The sequence below is a fragment of the Haemophilus parainfluenzae genome, assembly GCF_003253005.1.
GTDB classification, from domain to species: domain Bacteria; phylum Pseudomonadota; class Gammaproteobacteria; order Enterobacterales; family Pasteurellaceae; genus Haemophilus_D; species Haemophilus_D parainfluenzae_M.
Genome location: NZ_QEPZ01000005.1, coordinates 49,856 through 68,810, shown reverse-complemented (window position 1 = coordinate 68,810; position 18,955 = coordinate 49,856). Strand labels below are relative to the sequence as shown.

The window sequence follows — 18,955 nt, the reverse complement described above, 5'->3', positions numbered from 1 at the left end:
TAATGAATTTGTTTTTAACTCAATCTCCGCAAATTGGTGCGGCAAAAGTCTATTTACTTCGCCAAGCATTGAGTGTGGTCGCGAAAAAAGCCAATCATACTGTGGTTGAACAACCCAAAGAGGCGGATTTAGTGATTGTTTTCGGATCTAGTTTGCCAAACTCTGCTGAACTTGTGGGCAAAAAAGTCTTTTTAGCCAATGAAGATGCGGCAATTGCTTCACCTGAAGTCACGCTGACGAATGCACTTAATCAAGCAGTGGACTATGTTCAACCGACTCAAAGTGCGGTTGGATTTAGCGGTGTTTCTGGCGTCAAAAATATTGTTGCGGTTACAGCTTGCCCAACGGGTGTTGCGCATACTTTTATGTCAGCTGAAGCCATTGAAACCTATGCAAAAAAACAAGGTTGGCAGGTAAAAGTCGAAACCCGTGGCCAGGTGGGAGCAGGTAATGAAATTACCCCAGAAGAAGTCGCTGCGGCAGATTTAGTCTTTGTTGCGGCCGATATTGATGTGCCGTTAGATAAATTCCAAGGTAAACCGATGTATCGTACTTCAACGGGTTTGGCTTTAAAGAAAACGGCACAGGAATTCGATAAGGCATTTAAAGAAGCAAAAATTTACAAAGGTGGTGCAGCAAAATCTTCTGCTAAATCAGAAGAAAGCGGCGAGAAAAAAGGCGTCTATAAACATTTGATGACAGGTGTATCGCACATGTTGCCATTGGTGGTTGCTGGTGGCTTATTAATCGCGATTTCTTTTATGTTTGGTATCGAAGCCTTCAAAGATGAAACAATTTTTCATGGTATTCCAAAAGCCTTAATGGATATTGGAGGTGGCGCAGCATTCCATCTAATGATTGCGGTATTTGCCGGCTATGTGGCCTTTTCTATCGCAGACCGTCCGGGGCTTGCAGTAGGTCTTATTGGCGGTATGTTAGCCACCACGGCGGGTGCCGGGATTTTAGGTGGCATTATCGCGGGTTTCTTAGCGGGTTATGTGGTGAAAGGATTAAATGCAACCATTAAATTGCCGGCAAGTTTAACTTCCTTAAAACCGATTCTAATTCTACCGCTCTTTGGTACCTTAATTGTTGGTCTTGCCATGATTTATGTGATTAATCCACCGGTTTCACAAATTATGACCACCTTAAGCGATTGGTTAAAATCCATGGGCGAAGTCAATGCGATGGTGTTAGGTTCGATTATCGGTGCGATGATGTGTATTGATATGGGCGGGCCAGTAAACAAAGCAGCTTATGCGTTCTCCGTGGGAATGTTAGCTTCTCAAGTTCATACCCCAATGGCTGCCGCTATGGCTGCCGGTATGGTGCCGCCAATTGGTATGGCGATTGCAACTTGGATTACACGCAGTAAATTTACCCGTAATCAACGTGATGCAGGTAAGGCCTCTTTTATCTTAGGCTTATGCTTTATCTCTGAAGGGGCATTGCCGTTTGTGGCTGCTGATCCATTACGTGTGATTATTAGCTCGGTGATCGGTGGTGCAACTGCCGGTGCGATTTCAATGACATTAAATATTTCTCTGCAAGCACCACATGGTGGTTTATTTGTGATTCCGTTTGTTTCTGAGCCATTACTCTACCTAGGTGCAATTGCAACAGGGGCATTATTAACCGGCGTGGTTTATGCGGTGATTAAGCCGAAGGCGACAGAATAATCGATTCTTTGATTAAAAAGTGCGGTAATTTTTTTAACCGCACTTTTCATTTATCAGGTATAATTACAATGATTTAGGGAGAATTATGGATAAGTACAATAAACTCCGCATTGAATGGGATTGTCGTCGAGGCATGCTTGAGCTGGATAAAATCATCATGCCGTTTTATAAAGCGCATTTTGACCAACTGACTGACGACAAAAAAGATATTTTTATTCGTTTACTTGCCGCCACGGATTTACAACTTTTTTCGTGGTTTTTTAATGGCAGTCAATCAGAAGATGCTGAAGTGCAAGCGATGGTTGAATATATCCAAGATGTGCAGAAAACGAATGTCCGTTAATTTTTTGAAATTTTTTATACATAAGGAACTTTTCAATTTTAACTCTGTCTGATAAAGCAACAATAGCTTGCTGTCTTGAATATATGAAGGCGTGTTAGACGTAGCATAGGAGATATATGGCTGAACAGCTAACAGATCAGGCTTTGGTAGAAAGAGTGCAGCAAGGCGATAAAAAAGCCTTTAATTTATTGGTTTCTCGTTATCAAAATAAAGTGGCCGGACTTTTAACCCGCTACATTTCTCATAACGACATTCCAGATGTTGTACAAGAATCCTTTATTAAGGCCTATCGTTCCATTGAATCCTTTCGGGGCGATAGTGCATTCTACACTTGGCTATATCGAATTGCCGTTAATACGGCAAAGAATTACTTAACGGCACAGGGGCGCCGTCCACCGAGCGAAGATATTTTGGCTGAAGATGCCGAAAGCTATGATGTGGGAACCCATCTACGTGATGTAGATACCCCTGAAAATGAAATGTTATCTAGCGAATTAGAAAAAGTGGTATTTGATACTATTCACAGTTTGCCAGAAGATTTAAGAACCGCGATTACCTTGCGTGAGCTTGAAGGTTTAAGTTACGAAGAGATCGCAGAAATAATGGATTGCCCAGTAGGCACTGTACGTTCTCGCATTTTCCGTGCTCGGGAAGTGATTGAGAACAAAATACAACCGCTTATGCAACGTTAAAATAAAGTCGGAGTTTATAAAATGCAAAAAGAGTTACTTTCAGCCTATATGGATGGAGAAGAAGTCAGTGCCGAGTTGACGGAACAACTCTGTCAGGATAACGATTCACAAAAATCTTGGGCGGCATATCACACAGTAAGATCGGTTATGCGTAAAGAGTCACCAGTGTTATTAGGTGCTGACTTTACGGCGAAAATGGCGGACTTAATTGAATTAGAAGAAGTAAAACACGTGGAGATTACTGTTTCTCAACCAACACCAGAAGAAGCAGACAGCTTACCATTCGTGCAAAAATTAAAAGCATTCTTTGCACCAATGACACAAATTGCCGTGGCTGCAGGTGTGTGTTTGGTGGCAGTAGTGGGTGTGCAATCGTTCAATGCAAAAAGCACCTCGGTTACACCTGAAAATCCAGTTTTACAAACCTTACCATTTAACAATTCTGTTCAAGAAGTAAGTTACAACGCTCCGACCAAAGATGTAGCGACTTCGGAACAGGTTGAGCAAAAAAATCGCCGTATTGGTACGATGTTACAAAACTATGAATTACAGCGTCGTATGCATACAGATAGCTTAAATGTGGGTAGCAACCAAGCGAAATAATTACTACAATTAATCGATAATTCACCACCTTAGGCGTGGTGAATTTTTTTCTGGATAAACCAATTTATTTATGAAAAAAACGCCTCTCAAATTAACCGCACTTTTAGGCTTATTCTTATTGCCTTTTACGGCATTTGCAGAAGAGCCAATCCAGTCATTAAATAAAATGTCGCAAGCCATGCGAGATTTAAACTATGAGCTTGCTTTTGTGCAAACTACGCCAACAAATATGGACTCATTCCGTTATCGTCATATTAAGCAAGGGCAAAAAGTGTATGCGCAGTTGGTGACATTAGATGGTGAACAGCAAGAAATCATCCAGCGCGGTAATTTAGTCAGCTATTTCCAGCCGGGTTCACGTGCTTTCACGATTAACAGTGGTGAGATTGTGGATGCGCTTCCGGCGGTGATTCGTACTGATTTTAGCAAGCTGAGTCAGAATTATGATTTTATTAAGCTTGGAAAAGACCGAATTGCAGGCCGATTTGTTGATACCATTCGTATTGTGCCAAAAGATGATTTTCGCTATCAATATCTCGTTTTCTTAGATGAAGAAAATGGTTTGTTATTGCGTGGCGATATGCTTGACCGAGAAGGTAAGTTATTGGATCAATTCCGCGTGGTGACGTTATATATCGATGATCGTCTACGTGGTTTGACAGATTACCTGAATAAGGTGTCAGTGCCGCCACTTTTAAATGAAAGCAAACAAGAGTCATCTCTTGCAGTCAATTGGAAAACTGATTGGTTACCTCAAGGTTTTGATTTAATTCGTCAAAATCAAGATGTAATGGATGGTGAAGTGATTGAAAATGCGTTATTTAGTGACGGTCTTTTCACTTTCACGCTTTATGTTAATAAAGCCGACAGCACCGCTGCAAAAGAAAATACGTGGAAACAAGGGGCTTATACGATTTACAGTGAAGTCATGGGCGATAAAGATATTACCTTTATCGGACAGCTTCCAATTGCAGCAGCTAAGCGAATTGTGGAAGGCGTAACATTCCTAAAATAATTCAGTAGACGTAAGAAAGTTGCTATTTTGCTTCCCCTTGCTATACTTTCTTCACTTAATGGATTTTGATAGCTAAACCCCGTCCTGCGGGGTTTTGTTTTATCAAGTGCGGTCATTTTTCTAAAGGTTTTTACAATGAATAATCCCCTTCCTCTTCTTGGCATCACGGGTTACAGCGGTAGTGGCAAAACCACATTGCTGGAAAAATTGCTTCCTCAATTAATTAAAAAAGGCCTACGTGTTTCAGTGATTAAACACAGCCATCACAACGCTCATGTGGATAAAGAGGGCAAAGATAGTTGGCGAATGAAAGAGGCGGGGTCTGCACAAGTTATTATGGCTTGTGATACTCGTTGGGCATTAATGACAGAAACGCCTCAAGAGCCAGTTTCATTAGCCTATTTAAGCCAACAATTTGATCGTCATTTAACAGATTTAGTTTTGGTGGAAGGATTTAAACAAGAACCTATTCCAAAGATTCTGTTGCACCGACAAGAGATGATAAAACCTTTGCCAGAATTAGATGAAAACGTACTGGCTTTAGCAACAGATTATTCGCTTGAAACTGACCGCACTTTATTAGATATTAATCACATTGAACAGATCGCTGAGTTTATTTATCAATGGTGGAAAAAGACGCAGTAATAGAACGTCAGCACTATAAAGGGCTGGCTTGGGTGGCCTCCATGGCTTTGTTTATGCAAAGCTTGGATGCGACTATTTTAAATACTGCTTTACCAACCATCGCAACAGATCTACAAACCCCTGTCTTTGAAATGCAAATGGCGATTATCGCCTATTCTCTTGCCGTTGCTTTATTTATTCCTTTAACTGCTTGGGCGGCAGCGAAATTTGGTACGCTTACTGTTTTCCGCTCAGCTGTTTTTACCTTTGTATTCGGTTCAGTCGCTTGTGCGATGGCCACTTCTCTCGAAACTCTTGTGCTTGCACGGATTCTTCAAGGTATTGGCGGTGCGTTTATGATGCCGGTTGCTCGCCTTGCGATTATTCAAACCGTACCGAAAAATCAATTAATTAATGCCTGGAATTTAATGGCGACAGCGGGATTGATTGGCCCGATTCTTGGTCCGATTTTAGGTGGCTGGCTTGTGGTGCATACATCATGGCATTGGATTTTCTTAATCAATATTCCGATTGGCATATTAGGCTTTTGGGCTGCGGCTAAAGTGATGGGCAATCATAAGAGTAATGCGAATAAGTTAGACTGGACGGGCTTTTTACTCTTTGCATTTGGTTTAGTGGGTTTAACGCTCGGGCTTGATTTACTCGGTGAAAGTCATAGTGATCGCATAACCACATACAGTGCATTAGCGATTGGCATGGCATTATTGATGGCTTATTATTTTTATGCGAAAGGTAATGATCGTGCTATTTTGCCTTTATCTCTTTTCAATACAAGAACATTCCGATTAGGCATTGCAGCCAATATCTTTATCCGTCTTTCCGGTTCGGCAGTGCCGTTTTTATTGCCATTAATGTTCCAACTTTCCTTTGGTTATTCAGCTGAAGTGTCAGGCTGGTTGCTTGCACCTATTGCGCTAATGTCCGTCGTATTTAAACGCTTTATTGGGCATATTTTAAATATGCTAGGTTATAAAACCACGTTAATTTTATCGTCACTTTTAATGGCTGGCTCAACGGTCTCAATGTCATGGCTTGATACCTCATCATCAACGACATGGATTATATGTAATCTGATGTGGTACGGTGCCTGCATGTCGATGATTTTTACCTCAATTAACACTCTTACCGTTGGCGACCTATTACAGGCACAAAGCGGTGTAGGCTCAACGGTGCTGAGCATTGTGCAACAAGTTGGTATTGGGTTTGGTATCGCGGTGGCATCCATTATTTTGACGTTATACCGTCAATTTGTTGGTAATGAGGGGGATGCGTTACAACACGCTTTTAGCTATACATTTTTGACCACTTCTGTTTTTGCAATCGCATTAGTTTGGATATTGAGTTATTTGCATAAAACAGACGGGGATCATTTGCGGAAAAAACGCTGATATTGAATGCCTTAGTCTAATTTGTTATAAGAAAGATCTTTTTCTTATTTCGTAAAAGTTTGATTTGCTTATATCTTAAGTAAAATTTTATATTTATGTTTGGGTGTTCCACTCGATTAAAGAAGGAAAACTTATGAAATTAAAAGCGACCTTAACTCTTATTGCAACCAGTTTGTTTTTAGCTGCTTGTGATCAATCAGGTTCTGCGGCAAAAGAAAATGCAAAAGCAGAAACAGAAAAACCTTCAGGTAATAACACGTTTGTGTACTGTACGGCGAAAGCACCACTTGGCTTTAGCCCGGCATTGGTAATGGAAGGCACATCTTATAATGCGAGTTCACAACAAGTGTATAACCGTTTGGTTGAATTCAAAAAAGGTTCAACTGACCTTGAGCCAGCCTTAGCTGAAAGCTGGGAAATCAGTGATGATGGTTTAACTTATACTTTTCATTTACGTAAAGGGGTGAAATTCCATACGACAAAAGAATTTACGCCAACACGTGATTTTAATGCGGATGATGTAATCTTTTCTTTCCAACGTCAGTTAGATCCTAACCACCCTTATCACAATGTATCAAAAGGGACTTATCCATATTTCAAAGCGATGAAATTCCCAGATTTATTAAAATCAGTTGAGAAAGTGGACGACAACACTGTTCGTATTACTTTGAATAAAAAAGATGCGACTTTCTTAGCAAGCTTGGGTATGGACTTTATTTCTATTTATTCCGCTGAATATGCTGATGCGATGCTGAAAGCGGGTAAACCAGAAACGCTTGATAACAAACCAGTGGGTACAGGTCCGTTTATTTTTGTAGATTACAAAACTGACCAAGCTGCACAATACGTAGCAAATGAAACCTATTGGAAAGGTCGTACACCGCTTGATCGTTTAGTAATCAGTATCGTACCAGATGCGACTACGCGTTATGCGAAGTTACAAGCGGGTTCTTGTGATTTAATTCTCTTTCCGAACGTGGCGGATTTAGCCAAGATGAAAACTGATCCGAAAGTACAGCTTTTGGAACAAAAAGGTTTGAACGTGGCATATATCGCATTCAATACAGAGAAAGCGCCATTTGATAACGTGAAAGTGCGCCAAGCATTGAACTATGCGGTGGACAAAAAAGCAATTATTGAAGCGGTTTATCAAGGTGCAGGTACGGCAGCGAAAAACCCACTACCGCCAACAATTTGGAGTTATAACGATGAAATCCAAGATTATCCGTATGATCCAGAGAAAGCGAAACAGCTTTTAGCAGAAGCTGGTTATCCAAACGGTTTTGAAACTGATTTCTGGATTCAACCAGTGGTACGTGCGTCTAACCCAAATCCAAAACGTATGGCTGAACTTGTGATGGCAGACTGGGCGAAAGTGGGCGTAAAAGCAAATCCAGTCACGTTTGAATGGGCTGACTATCAAAAACGTGCTAAAGCAGGTGAATTAACGGCGGGTATCTTTGGCTGGTCAGGCGATAACGGTGATCCAGATAACTTCCTTTCTCCGTTACTTGCAAGTGCTAACGCTGGCAACTCAAACTTTGCTCGTTTCAAAAATGCAGAATTTGATGCCTTATTAGATAAAGCGATTGGCTTAACCAATAAAGATGAGCGTGCGGCACTTTATAAAAAAGCACAAGTGATTTTCCATGAGCAAGCGCCATGGATTCCAGTTGCACACTCAGTTGGTTTTGCACCACTTAGCCCTCGCGTAAAAGGCTACGTACAAAGCCCATTCGGCTACGATGCGTTTTATGGCGTGAGTGTTGATGGTAAATAATTAACGGACTATACTAGCCCTTGCAGTTGCAAGGGCTTTTTGTTTTCAAGCAAAAGGAGAAAGAAAATGGACTTACATGATATTCGTGAGGATTATTGCAAACAGGCGCTTTCTCAGCATGATTGCGATCCCAACCCAATAAAACAATTTAAAAAATGGCTCAACGAAGCGATTACGGCTAAAGTAAATGAGCCAACGGGTGTTAATGTTGCGACAGTCAATGGAGACGGTCGACCAACAAGTCGAATGGTACTGTTAAAAGAAGTGAACGAACAAGGCTTTGTCTTTTTCACGAATTATCACAGCCGAAAAGGTCGTGCCATAGAACATAATCCTTTCGTTGCCCTGACATTCTTTTGGCCTGAATTAGAACGTTCTGTTCGTATTGAGGGCAAAGCTGAAAAAATCTCGCCTGAACAATCAGATGAATACTTTGCAACTCGCCCTTATACTAGCCGAATCGGTGCTTGGGCCAGCGAGCAAAGTGCGGTCATTTCTAGCCACAAATCTTTATTAGCGAAAGCCGCATTGATTGCAGCAAAACACCCATTGAATGTGCCTCGTCCACCACATTGGGGCGGTTATCTTGTGATTCCTGATCGCATTGAATTCTGGCAAGGTCGCCCAAGCCGCTTACATGACAGAATTTGTTATTTATTCAATGATGGAAAATGGGAAATAGAGCGATTATCACCGTAAGTTTCTTCAAAAATATGTAAAAAACAACCGCACTTACAAAAAGTGCGGTAGGATTTCGAGTCTCTTTTTGAGGTTTTGATAGTTTACTCTGGTGTTAGATTGAGTAGGTTTCATCTCATTTGAGAAAATGGGACATAAATTTTACCTTCTCTTGAGGCGATTTGTTTTTTTCGAGAAACTAATTCTGTGAAAGAAATTCTTTCCTCTAAAATAGCTAAGAGATCTGAACCATCCATAAGAATCATGACTTTATCTGATGATTGAAAGGCATTAACACCTTCTTCTGAAAATCCATCAATAGATAGAAATAGCCCTAATGTATTTTCCAATTTAGTTTTTATTTTTTCTTTAAAAACAGCTAAATCTGAACTATTAATTAATGACTTTGTCCATTTGGCTTCAAAAAGAAACTCTGTTCCATCCAATGTGAATGCGCCATCTATTTGTTGTCCCATAATTTTAAATGAAGCCTTAGGATCTAAATCATTTAAGATAAATAGTTTGTTCATCAAGTTTTCTAATTTAAATCCTCTTTGTTGATTGTCTTGACTCGTTACTAAAGAATAAAACTCTTGTCTTAAGCTAGCTAGTTCCTCTTGATAGCTTTTAAATAAATGAAGTCTCTCTTCTGCAAGTTTTATTCTTTTTTGTCTTTCTTCTTCAGCTCGTTGCTTTTCTTGATATGGAATTATAAATTCTTTTAACTGTTTTACAGTACTTAAGGCTTTAGATGCTTTATTATCTCCATCCTCAAGATGCTTTAAGTGGTCAAAGTTTCTAAATTGGCAAATATCGTTAGCTAATTGTAAGAGAATTTCTGTATTATTTAATTCAAATAATTTATCAATGATTAATATGCATATATCTCTTTTGGTTAGAGCATCCCAATCAATTTTACTGATGTTTATATTCTTAGGTAAACTTTTAAGTAAAAATGATTTTAGATCTTTTTTATACCAGTAAATATGGATAAGTGCTTCTTTAAGAGCAAATAAGGCTGCGGGTGTTAATTGTTTATTCATAGCTATCGATTATTTTGAGGTTGTTAATTATATTAATATTAGTTAATTGATATAACAAGCATACAACCGGCTCATTCACTACTTAATTCTGCTTCTTATGATCCACCATAGATAATTTTTATGCAACCTTGGGTCTAATAAAACCATCACGATATTGTGCCCTTGAGCAAGAAAGAGAAAACACATTAAAAAAACCGCACTTTGATTCCTCAACCAAAGTGCGGTTAGTTTTTACGTTATTTTTATTTACCGATGATTTCTGATAAATCAACTTTGCGGTTTTCGTAACGAGAACGGGTACACGCATCGGCTGTGGCGATGGCACCGCGGGCAGCTTCACCAGTGAGTAATTTTACAAATTCCTCAGTAGGTTCCATTCCATGAAGAATATCGTTTAAATAACGCATTTCTTTTTTCATGATAGAGCTCAACCATAACGGTGTGCGTTTGCCCGGTTTACCGTATTGAATTGCGCCGTCCATTTCTGTACTGTTGTAAATGCGGGTACGGTCATCATCTTCTTCTTGGGTTTCGTGAATGAGGAAATAGGTGTCTTTCCCATCCACACGAAGGGTACCTTTGGTATTGTACATATCAAGTTTGATCGTACCTTTTTCCCCTTGAATTAATACATAATGTTCACCCCAACGGAACGCCGAACCCCATTCTAGAACAGCGAAGCGATTATCATCATATTCCATGGTGACAAAAATCATATCGTCTTCATCACCAAATTTTTCGCCTTTGTGTGCAACATTGGCGGCCGCCATGGTAACGGTTTTTGGCATACCACCCATAATGAATTGTACGCAGTCTAATTCGTGAATATGGTGGTATAAGTGACCGCCAGATTTTTCACGGATTTTTTTCCATGAAATGGTTGGTTGTTGTTCTTCCCAGCCATTACGTGCAGTATGACAATAAAGCACTTTACCAATCACACCTTGATTGATTAATTCTTTGGCATGGTGAACACCGTTAAAGAAGTTCATCGCATGGCCAGCCATAAAGGTGACGCCATTTTCTTCGCAAGCGCGCACCATGTCATCACAATCTTGATAACTTAAGGCAATAGGTTTTTCACAGAAAACATGTTTTTTGTTTTTCCGTTACCATGGATTGCTTCGCTGCTTCTGCAACCTCGATGGTTTCAGTTATAGCTTATTGTTATCACTTTTCTTCCTCTTCCCAGTATTCTATTTGCCAGAAAATAATGTGTTAGCCCTTGGTGCATTGCTCTTCTTCTTACTCGCAACTAACTTAGGGATTGCTGGTTTAGTGCCAAAATATATGGCGACTTTCTTCCCAGCTGAAATGCGAAGCACAGGTATTGGTTTCATCTATAACTTCGCTGCGATCGGTGGTGGTGGGGCTCCTGTGATTGCCGCCGCACTTAGTGAAAGAGTCGGACTTGGTTCAGCCCTTGTGTATGTGACCTTATTCTGGACAATTGTCCTTGTTGCTCTCGTTGGATTAAGATTGCCAGAACGTATTCAAGCACGTGTGCAACGATAAAAAACGAAAGCAAAACAGACCGCACTTTTAGGTGCGGTTTGTTGTTTATACAAAAATAGTTTGAAGCGTGTCACAAATTTGTTAAAAATATGTTTCAATTTTTTCGCTTAAATGCTAATTAATAATCTCCCCTATCGTTTTATAGGAGATTGTATATGCAAACTCAACAAGCCTTTCTCTCTAAATATAAAAGTCTCATTATTCTTGCCTTAGACTTTGTCTTCATGTTGGTGTTAATCAAAATACTGCCGTTTTCTGCTCAAGAGAATCGCGGGCTAGCCTTGCTGATTTTTATTGGTATTTTATGGTTAACGGAAGCCTTTAATATTACCGTGACGTCCCTTATGGTGCCTGTCGTGGCCATAGGATTAGGCTTGATTAATACACAAAAAGCCCTTGCACCATTCTCTACCCCAATTATTTATATGTTCTTTGGTGGATTTGTAGTGGCTGCGGTGTTACAAATTCAGAATCTAGACAAGATTATTGCGAATTACATTATTCGTTTGGCGAAAGGAAACTTAAAACTTTCTATCACCTATCTGTTTACTGCAACCACATTCCTTTCTATGTGGATTAACAACACCGCCGTAGCAGCGATGATGTTACCGCTTACTATGGGGATGTTAAAAGGTATCAATGCAGAGAAAAATCATCGATTGTACGCTTTCGTATTATTAGGCATGGCATTTAGTGCCAGCATCGGCGGTATTGGTACATTAGTGGGAAGTGCGCCGAATGCCATTTTGGCGTCTCAAATACAAGTGACCTTCACGGAATGGTTAGGTTACGGTTTCCCAGTGATGGTATTACTTGTGCCTTCAATGATTTTTTCTTTATGGGTGATTTTACGTCCAGATTTTTCTGTAGATTTTAATCCATCACTTGAGAAAGTCAGCTTTAATCGAAAAAATATCATTACCTTAATGATCTTTATCAGTATGGCGATTATGTTGCTTTTCAGTTCTCTCTTAAACCCATGGATTAGTGCTTTTCTTGAATTACCGAAAAAAATCGAAAATTTTGATACGGTAATTGCGCTATGCGTTGTGATCTTTATCTGTGTTTCAGGTGTCGCGAGTTGGAAAGAAATTCAAAAGCGTGTTGAATGGGGCGTGCTCGTTTTATTCGGTGGTGGTTTAACACTCAGTATCGTGATGAAAGATTCTGGCGCCAGTAAGATTATGGCGGATAGTATCGTTCAGTTTGTGCAAACAAAACCACTTTGGGTACTTTGCTTTGTAATGACGGCATTTATTATTTTCTTAACAGAATTTACATCGAATACAGCCAGTGCTGCATTGATTATGCCAATTGTGATTTCAGTGGCACAATCTATGAATTTACCGCCTATCGCTTTAGCAGCAATTATCGCTTGTGGGGCAAGTTGTGCATTTATGTTGCCAATCGCTACACCGCCAAATGCTATCGTATTTGCAACAGGAAATGTGAAACAACTCGATATGGCTAAAGTCGGTTTAATTCTCAATCTATTCTGTATCGCCATTATCGGTGGAATGACTTATTTTGTTTGGTTGTAAATGTGGTTAAAACAGACCGCACTTTATTAGCCTATAAAAGTAAACCGCATGTTAACGTGCGGTTTATTGTTTAATAATGCGGAGGTGGAGTTTCCTCTGCTTGGCTAGCAATATTAGAAGGTTGCATATCTTTTAATTTTCCGGCGAGATAGCGGAGTTGAAGTTGAATTTTATCCATATCAAACTGTTGTTGAACTAATGCTTGGTTGAGTTCGTCTAAAAGTTGTTCTTGAAAAGCAATTTTCATTTCAAGTTCAGCGATGCGATCGTCTAAAATTTGTTGATTTTGCATAAAATTTCTCTAATTTTTAAAAAAATGTTGTGAATTCGGTCAATCCGATTTAACCTATTCGCTATTCTGTTTCTATTATAAAGGATCAAGCAAAATGTTGAAAATTCAAAAGCTTTCTCTTGCTGCACTTATAGTAAGTGCGGTTGTTTCAGGTTCTGTTTTTGCAGAAGATAAAGCAGCGCCAAGCGCAAGTGATGCGTCTTATGCTGTGGGTGCGTTAATGGGTAACCAAGTAAAAGATTTGGTGGATGCTCAAAAAGAAGTCATTCAATACGATAATGCGCGTATTTTAGATGGCTTAAAAGATGCATTAGAAGGTAAAGTTGATGTTCGTAAAGACGAAAAAATTCAAAAGACCTTAGAGGGCATTCAAGAGCAATTAGTGTCCGCTGCTAAAGCAAAAGTAGAACAACAAGCGAAAGCCGCAAAAGAAGAAGGTGATAAATACCGCGCTGAATTTGCGAAAAAAGATGGCGTGAAAAGCACCAAAGATGGCTTACTTTACAAAATCACTGAAGCGGGTAAAGGTGACGCGATTAAAGCAACAGATACTGTGAAAGTACATTACACCGGTAAATTACCAGATGGTAAAGTATTTGATAGCTCTGTTGAACGTGGTCAACCGGTTGAGTTTAAATTAAACCAAGTGATTAAAGGTTGGACTGAAGGCCTTCAGTTAGTGAAGAAAGGCGGTAAAATCGAATTAGTGATTCCACCTGAATTAGCTTATGGCAAACAAGGTGCAGGCGATTCAATTCCACCTGATGCAACACTTTACTTCGACGTTGAAGTATTAGACGTTAATCCTAAAAAATAATCCTTAATTTAACCGCACTTTGTCTAAAGTGCGGTCATTTTCCCTACCAGATTTGAAAAATGATACTAACCGATAGACAACCTTTCACCGATGAAGATCGTGCTATTCTGATTTCCTATAAAGCAGTAGTTGATGGCGTGAGCGCGTTGATTGGCGAGCATTGTGAAATCGTATTACATTCTTTGGAAGATATTGAGCATTCCGCCATTTGCATCGCCAATGGGCATAATACCAATCGCCAAGTGGGTTCACCGATTACGGATTTAGCTCTGAAATCCTTGCGTAATATGCAAAGCGAGAGTGTCTCTAAGCCTTATTTCACGCGTGCGAAAGGTAATGTGTTGATGAAGTCTGTGACCATCGCCATTCGAAATAGCAAGCAACGTATTATTGGTTTACTTTGTATCAATATTAATTTGGATGTGCCGGTTTCTCAATTTATGCAGGCCTTTATGCCAACGCAGGAACAAAATGAAACCTCTTCCGTCAATTTTGCAAGTTCAGTGGAAGAATTGGTGGCACAAACGGTAGAAAAAACCATTGAAGAAGTGAATGCAGATCGCTCGGTTTCGAATAATAATAAGAACCGTCAGATTGTGATTTCACTTTACGAAAAAGGCATTTTTGATATTAAAGATGCGATCAATTTAGTGGCTGATCGCCTCGTGATTTCTCGCCACACCGTGTATTTGTATATTCGTCAAATCAAACAAGAGCAAGAGTAATGAACTATGTTCTCGCCGTGAAAAGTCCCGTTTATGGAAAACAAGGGGCTTTTCTTGCCTATCAATTTGCCCAAGCTTTACTCGAAAAAGGACATGCCATTAGTCAAATTTTCTTTTTCCAAGACGGTGTGAGTAATGGCAATGGCTTAGTTTATCCTGCCAATGATGAATTTAATCTCACGCAAGCTTGGCAAGCCTTTTCAGCGCAGCATCATATCCCTTTGCATTTATGTGTAGCTGCTTCACAACGTCGTGGCGTAGTGGATGTGCTTACGGCAAAAGAGACTGATAAAACTAATCTGGCAGAAGGTTTTGAGATTACTGGCTTAGGTGAGTTTATGGCGATGGCATTAAAAGCAGATCGGGTGGTGACATTATGAAGCTAGCATTCTTATTTCGTACCGCACCACATGGAAATGCGATTTCTCGTGAAGGTTTAGATGCTTTGCTTGCGGCGACAGCATTTTGTGATGAAGAGGAAATCGGTGTCTTTTTTATTGATGATGGCGTATTAAATTTACTCGATGGGCAAAATCCTGAGTTATTGTTACAAAAAGACTTTATTCGTACCTTTAAATTATTGGATTTATACGATATTGAACAGCGCTTTGTCTGCGCAGATTCGCTTGACCAATATAATTTGCAAACAGAACAGCTCATTATTTCTGCTGAAAAAATTGACCGCACTTCGTTGATCAAGAAACTTAGCCAAGCAGAAAAAGTGTTTACGTTTTAAGGAATATTATGCTTTATACCTTTTCTCAAACTCATTATTCTGAGACAGACCTTCAACGTTATTTGACTGAAATCACGGAAAATGATGCGGTGGTTTTATGGCAAGATGGCGTGTTGTTGGCTGTGAAGTATGGGGAAATGTTTACTCAATGCAAAGGGCAATGTTTTGTGTTGGAGCAGGATATTTTAGCCCGAAATTTAACCGCACTTTTGCCAGAAAACAATCAAGCGCGGTCAATTTCATTAGCAGATTTGGTAGATTTAACTGCTCAATATTCGCCTCAAATCGCCTTATAGTGGGCGTTCTTTAGGTAACAAGAGCGGTAATACCATAACGGAATAAAGTGCCAAACCAGCGGCCATTAAGCAGGTAATTTCTAATCCTCCTGCGCGTAACCATTCGCCAAATCCCATGTCATTAATGAGTGTGGCATAAAAGAATCCTGCCACGACTGTGTAACTAAATCCAATTAATCCTGCAATTAATGCAATAGCTTTCACGTTGTAGCTTGCATAACGGTGAAATGCCGCCCAAAGCGTAATGAGAAAAGTTGGCACTGTAGCCACAATAAAGACAGAAAGCACTGAGCTCTGAATTTGATCAGTATCATTATTCGAGAATGTTAAGGCGACAGTGCCGATAATTTGAATAATTAACGGAAAAAGAATAAATGCTTTAAGATATTTTTTCATGAGATGTCCAATTAATAGAAAAACGGAAGTATTGTATCAATCAAATGAAAGACAACCAATCTTTTCTCTATTCGGTTTTTATTACATCCACTAATGTGGGCTGAACGATTGAGACATAATCTCGTGTATTGAGAATAATAGAGCGTTCTAACGTACCTGCATTAAATGCTAATTCATCATAACGAGACAGTAAGCTAGGATCAGCAATTAATAACAAATCAGGATGAAAGCTAAAAGGTGGAATTGCACCAAATACATAGTCAGTTAAGGTATCTACTTCTGCAGGGCTGGCAAGCGAGGTTTTCGCGCCACCTAAATAGGCCGCTACTTTACTTAAATCAGATTGTTGATCGGCCGGCAATATCACTAATACCGCTTGTTTTACGCCATTTCCTTTCACTTTGCATACTAACGCCTTTGCCCCTTGCCCTAATTCTGTACCACGGATTTTAGCCACTTCCTCTGATTTTCCTGCTGTCGGATGCTCAACCACGCGATAGCTTGCTTGATGTTTATCTAAAAGTGCGGTCAATTTTTCAAATGTTTTGACAGACATGAGGGTTCCTTCAATAGCGATATTTTTAATGAGTTTAACAAGGATTGATTCATGTGAAAATCAAAGAAAAAGAATTCATCTTTTGAGTCATATTTATTATGAGATAGACAAATACCTTTACGCCCCGTACTATGTTTCTTTTTCTTTGGTATGACTTATGACTCGAATTAATCTTGTTTCGCCAGCGGAACTTTGTGATCAGCATCTTTTAGCTGAGCATCGTGAATTAACCCGAATTCCTAACGCCGTGGCGAAAGGTAAATATCACTTAAAAGGGCAGCCTGCAGAATATAAGTTAGGTGAAGGGCATGTACGTTTTTTCTTTAATAAATTGGCGTTTTTAAAGAAACGGTATGATGCATTGCATGCGGAATGTAAGGCGCGAGGCTTTAACGTACAGTATATTTGGAATGAAACGTTACCCGATGATCCAAGTTTATGGTTGGACTATGAAGCCACAGAGGCAGCGTTACAGATTAATCGGGAACGTATTCAGGAAAGAATGCCATTAAAGGCGAGATTTACACCGCATCTTCCAAAGAGTGGTAAAAAATAAGGAGTTTTCACTTCCCCTGTGGGGAAATTATAGGGGAAGTGAATGGGGTTAAATTATTTATATTCAACCACGATATCGCTTTCGCTGACGGTATCACCATAAACTGGCAATAAAGTTTTTTCGTAAGCTTGTTTTAAACGACCATCTTTGCCTAAGGTTTGGATTTCGTTGTTTAACCAATTTAATAATTCAGGTGCATCTTTGCGAACAGCTGGTGCAATAACATCTTGATCACCAAAGTTTTTTACGCCCACGGTATAACCTGGATTTTGTTTTGCCCAAGCGAATAAGAAGGTATTGTCGTTAGATAATGCATCACCACGACCATCACGTAAAGCTTCAAAGGTTTCGGTATTTTGTTCAAATTTCAATAACTTCACATCTGGATAGTTTTTGGTGAAGAAAATATCAGCAGTAGTGCCTTTATCTACAATTAAAGTTTTGCCTTTTAATTGTTCAAGATCAGTAATGACTGAGCCATCTTTTGAAACGACACCGAGTGCTACTTTCATATATGGATTAGCAAAATCTACCACTTCTTTACGTGCTGGTGTCACAGTAAAGTTAGCTAAGATAATATCAACTTTCTTAGAAAGTAAGTATTCAGCACGGTTTGCGGCATCCACTAAAACAAACTCTACTTTGTTTTCGTCACCTAATAAGTCTTTACCGATCGCTTTACCAATTTCGACATCAAAGCCTTGGCTTTTACCTTGCGCATCCACATAGCCAAATGGTGGTTTATCGCTAAATACACCAATGCGCACTTTGCCATCTTTTTGTATTTGCTCAAGGCTTGAAACCGTTTTTACTCCGTCTTTAGCTGGTTCTTTATCATTACACGCGGTTAAGCCAAATGCTAAGGTGGCAGTAGCTAAAAGTGCGGTCAATGTTTTAAATGTTTTCTTCATAGTTTGTCCCTCTCGGTTCATAATTCAAGATATTTAAGAATGTTTTCGCACGATCCGTGGTTGGATTCGTGAAGAAATCTTCCGGTTTTGCCTGTTCAATGATTTGCCCTTTATCCATAAACACGATGCGATTGGCTACTTGACGGGCGAAGTTCATTTCATGGGTAACGATAAGCATTGTCATACCGTCTTTGGCGAGACCTAAAATTACATCAAGTACTTCACGTACCATTTCAGGGTCAAGAGCGGCGGTCACTTCATCGAATAGAATAATTTCAGGATTCATGCAAAGTGAACGTACAATGGCAATTCGCTGTTTTTGTCCACCTGATAATTCACGTGGATAGGCATTTTTTCGGTCATATAGACCTACACGTTTAAGTAACTCATCGGCTTGTTTTTCAGCGTCTGCGCGATCGCGTTTTTGTACTTTTAAAGGGCCGAGCAAAATATTGTCAATCACTGATAAATGAGCGAATAGTTCATAACTTTGGAATACCATCCCAATGCGTTGACGTGCTTTGACCCAAGGAATGTCTTTACCTAACTCTCCAGCATTTTGCAGCAAAATCTGACCGCTCTTTATTTCTTCTAATCCATTTAGGCAGCGTAAAAAAGTACTTTTACCACAACCCGATGGACCTAAAATAACGACAACTTCGCCTTTCTCTATAGAAAGATTGATGCCTTTGAGTGCTTCTACATCACCGTAATTTTTGACGAGGTTTTTAATTTCTAATAACGCCAT

At 39.6% G+C, this 18,955-nt stretch carries 23 protein-coding genes and 1 pseudogene; 17 read left to right on the top strand and 7 right to left on the bottom strand.

Annotated elements, in window-relative coordinates:
- The first annotated feature begins 2 nt into the window (after nt 1-2).
- From DPV97_RS07045 to pdxH, 9 genes are all read left to right on the top strand, one after another.
- A complete protein-coding gene (locus DPV97_RS07045; RefSeq protein WP_070713397.1) occupies nt 3-1,679 on the top strand; it encodes a fructose-specific PTS transporter subunit EIIC in 1,677 nt (558 codons plus the stop codon).
- Nucleotides 1,680-1,764: 85 nt separating this feature from the next.
- Nucleotides 1,765-2,022, top strand: a complete 258-nt coding sequence (locus DPV97_RS07040) for an FAD assembly factor SdhE (RefSeq protein WP_049364214.1) — start codon at nt 1,765-1,767, stop codon at nt 2,020-2,022.
- A 116-nt stretch (nt 2,023-2,138) separates the two neighbouring features.
- The gene (gene rpoE / locus DPV97_RS07035) at nt 2,139-2,714 is read left to right on the top strand and encodes an RNA polymerase sigma factor RpoE (protein ID WP_014064431.1); all 576 of its coding nucleotides are present in this window, start codon (nt 2,139-2,141) and stop codon (nt 2,712-2,714) included.
- Nucleotides 2,715-2,735: 21 nt separating this feature from the next.
- Complete coding sequence (locus DPV97_RS07030) at nt 2,736-3,317, top strand: sigma-E factor negative regulatory protein (RefSeq protein WP_070713400.1); 582 nt, start codon at nt 2,736-2,738, stop codon at nt 3,315-3,317.
- A gap of 70 nt (nt 3,318-3,387) precedes the next feature.
- The gene (gene rseB, locus DPV97_RS07025; RefSeq protein ID WP_070713403.1) at nt 3,388-4,332 is read left to right on the top strand and encodes a sigma-E factor regulatory protein RseB; all 945 of its coding nucleotides are present in this window, start codon (nt 3,388-3,390) and stop codon (nt 4,330-4,332) included.
- A gap of 135 nt (nt 4,333-4,467) precedes the next feature.
- Entirely contained in the window at nt 4,468-4,977 is a 510-nt protein-coding gene (mobB, locus tag DPV97_RS07020; protein WP_070713405.1) for a molybdopterin-guanine dinucleotide biosynthesis protein MobB, read from the top strand.
- Nucleotides 4,956-6,365 carry an MDR family MFS transporter gene (locus DPV97_RS07015; protein WP_070713409.1) on the top strand — a complete coding sequence of 470 codons (1,410 nt, stop codon included), beginning with the start codon at nt 4,956-4,958 and terminating at the stop codon, nt 6,363-6,365. Before mobB ends, DPV97_RS07015 begins: the two co-directional genes overlap by 22 nt.
- Before the next feature lie 133 nt (nt 6,366-6,498).
- Complete coding sequence (locus tag DPV97_RS07010) at nt 6,499-8,145, top strand: ABC transporter substrate-binding protein (RefSeq protein ID WP_049364209.1); 1,647 nt, start codon at nt 6,499-6,501, stop codon at nt 8,143-8,145.
- A 66-nt stretch (nt 8,146-8,211) separates the two neighbouring features.
- Nucleotides 8,212-8,844: a pyridoxamine 5'-phosphate oxidase gene (pdxH, locus tag DPV97_RS07005; RefSeq protein WP_070713412.1), complete on the top strand. Its 633-nt coding sequence runs from the start codon at nt 8,212-8,214 to the stop codon at nt 8,842-8,844.
- Nucleotides 8,845-8,954: 110 nt separating this feature from the next.
- Here pdxH and DPV97_RS07000 read toward each other — a convergent pair whose 3' ends face one another.
- Together DPV97_RS07000 and DPV97_RS06995 are read right to left on the bottom strand one after the other, a co-directional pair.
- On the bottom strand, nt 8,955-9,866 hold the full coding sequence (locus DPV97_RS07000) for a hypothetical protein (protein ID WP_070713415.1): 912 nt from the start codon (nt 9,864-9,866) through the stop codon (nt 8,955-8,957).
- A 242-nt stretch (nt 9,867-10,108) separates the two neighbouring features.
- Nucleotides 10,109-10,972 (bottom strand): annotated as a pseudogene (locus tag DPV97_RS06995) (Gfo/Idh/MocA family oxidoreductase); the annotation flags it as partial.
- On the opposite strand from DPV97_RS06995, the gene DPV97_RS06990 reads away from it, so the two are divergent.
- Nucleotides 10,965-11,381, top strand: a complete 417-nt coding sequence (locus tag DPV97_RS06990) for a hypothetical protein (RefSeq protein ID WP_049375130.1) — start codon at nt 10,965-10,967, stop codon at nt 11,379-11,381. The pseudogene DPV97_RS06995 and the gene DPV97_RS06990 sit on opposite strands and share 8 nt — an antisense overlap.
- 155 nt (nt 11,382-11,536) lie before the next feature.
- Nucleotides 11,537-12,922, top strand: a complete 1,386-nt coding sequence (locus DPV97_RS06985; protein ID WP_070713417.1) for an SLC13 family permease — start codon at nt 11,537-11,539, stop codon at nt 12,920-12,922.
- Between the two features lie 70 nt (nt 12,923-12,992).
- Here the strand turns inward: DPV97_RS06985 and DPV97_RS06980 are convergent, their stop codons facing one another.
- The gene (locus DPV97_RS06980) at nt 12,993-13,214 is read right to left on the bottom strand and encodes a SlyX family protein (RefSeq protein WP_049364204.1); all 222 of its coding nucleotides are present in this window, start codon (nt 13,212-13,214) and stop codon (nt 12,993-12,995) included.
- A gap of 94 nt (nt 13,215-13,308) precedes the next feature.
- Here DPV97_RS06980 and fkpA point away from each other — a divergent pair, with 94 nt between their 5' ends.
- Genes fkpA through DPV97_RS06955 form a run of 5 tightly spaced genes read left to right on the top strand, consistent with a single transcriptional unit; the run spans nt 13,309 to nt 15,788 of the window.
- Entirely contained in the window at nt 13,309-14,031 is a 723-nt protein-coding gene (gene fkpA / locus DPV97_RS06975) for an FKBP-type peptidyl-prolyl cis-trans isomerase (protein WP_070713420.1), read from the top strand.
- Between the two features lie 59 nt (nt 14,032-14,090).
- The gene (locus tag DPV97_RS06970) at nt 14,091-14,756 is read left to right on the top strand and encodes a helix-turn-helix transcriptional regulator (protein WP_080349560.1); all 666 of its coding nucleotides are present in this window, start codon (nt 14,091-14,093) and stop codon (nt 14,754-14,756) included.
- Nucleotides 14,756-15,136: a sulfurtransferase complex subunit TusD gene (gene tusD, locus DPV97_RS06965; RefSeq protein ID WP_049364202.1), complete on the top strand. Its 381-nt coding sequence runs from the start codon at nt 14,756-14,758 to the stop codon at nt 15,134-15,136. The genes DPV97_RS06970 and tusD overlap by 1 nt, the downstream gene beginning before the upstream one ends.
- Nucleotides 15,133-15,492: a sulfurtransferase complex subunit TusC gene (gene tusC, locus DPV97_RS06960; RefSeq protein ID WP_049364201.1), complete on the top strand. Its 360-nt coding sequence runs from the start codon at nt 15,133-15,135 to the stop codon at nt 15,490-15,492. Before tusD ends, tusC begins: the two co-directional genes overlap by 4 nt.
- An 8-nt stretch (nt 15,493-15,500) precedes the next feature.
- The gene (locus tag DPV97_RS06955; RefSeq protein ID WP_049364200.1) at nt 15,501-15,788 is read left to right on the top strand and encodes a DsrH/TusB family sulfur relay protein; all 288 of its coding nucleotides are present in this window, start codon (nt 15,501-15,503) and stop codon (nt 15,786-15,788) included.
- Here the strand turns inward: DPV97_RS06955 and DPV97_RS06950 are convergent.
- Both DPV97_RS06950 and DPV97_RS06945 read right to left on the bottom strand, forming a co-directional pair.
- On the bottom strand, nt 15,783-16,184 hold the full coding sequence (locus tag DPV97_RS06950; protein WP_049364199.1) for an HI_0559 family membrane protein: 402 nt from the start codon (nt 16,182-16,184) through the stop codon (nt 15,783-15,785). The two genes, DPV97_RS06955 and DPV97_RS06950, sit on opposite strands and share 6 nt — an antisense overlap.
- Before the next feature lie 67 nt (nt 16,185-16,251).
- A complete protein-coding gene (locus DPV97_RS06945; RefSeq protein ID WP_049364198.1) occupies nt 16,252-16,740 on the bottom strand; it encodes a YbaK/prolyl-tRNA synthetase associated domain-containing protein in 489 nt (162 codons plus the stop codon).
- Between the two features lie 157 nt (nt 16,741-16,897).
- Between DPV97_RS06945 and DPV97_RS06940 the strand changes: the two genes are divergently transcribed.
- Nucleotides 16,898-17,296 carry a pyrimidine dimer DNA glycosylase/endonuclease V gene (locus tag DPV97_RS06940; protein ID WP_070713425.1) on the top strand — a complete coding sequence of 133 codons (399 nt, stop codon included), beginning with the start codon at nt 16,898-16,900 and terminating at the stop codon, nt 17,294-17,296.
- A 53-nt stretch (nt 17,297-17,349) separates the two neighbouring features.
- Here the strand turns inward: DPV97_RS06940 and DPV97_RS06935 are convergent, their stop codons facing one another.
- Complete coding sequence (locus DPV97_RS06935; RefSeq protein WP_070713428.1) at nt 17,350-18,207, bottom strand: cysteine ABC transporter substrate-binding protein; 858 nt, start codon at nt 18,205-18,207, stop codon at nt 17,350-17,352.
- Entirely contained in the window at nt 18,191-18,955 is a 765-nt protein-coding gene (locus DPV97_RS06930; protein WP_070713431.1) for an amino acid ABC transporter ATP-binding protein, read from the bottom strand. Before DPV97_RS06930 ends, DPV97_RS06935 begins: the two co-directional genes overlap by 17 nt.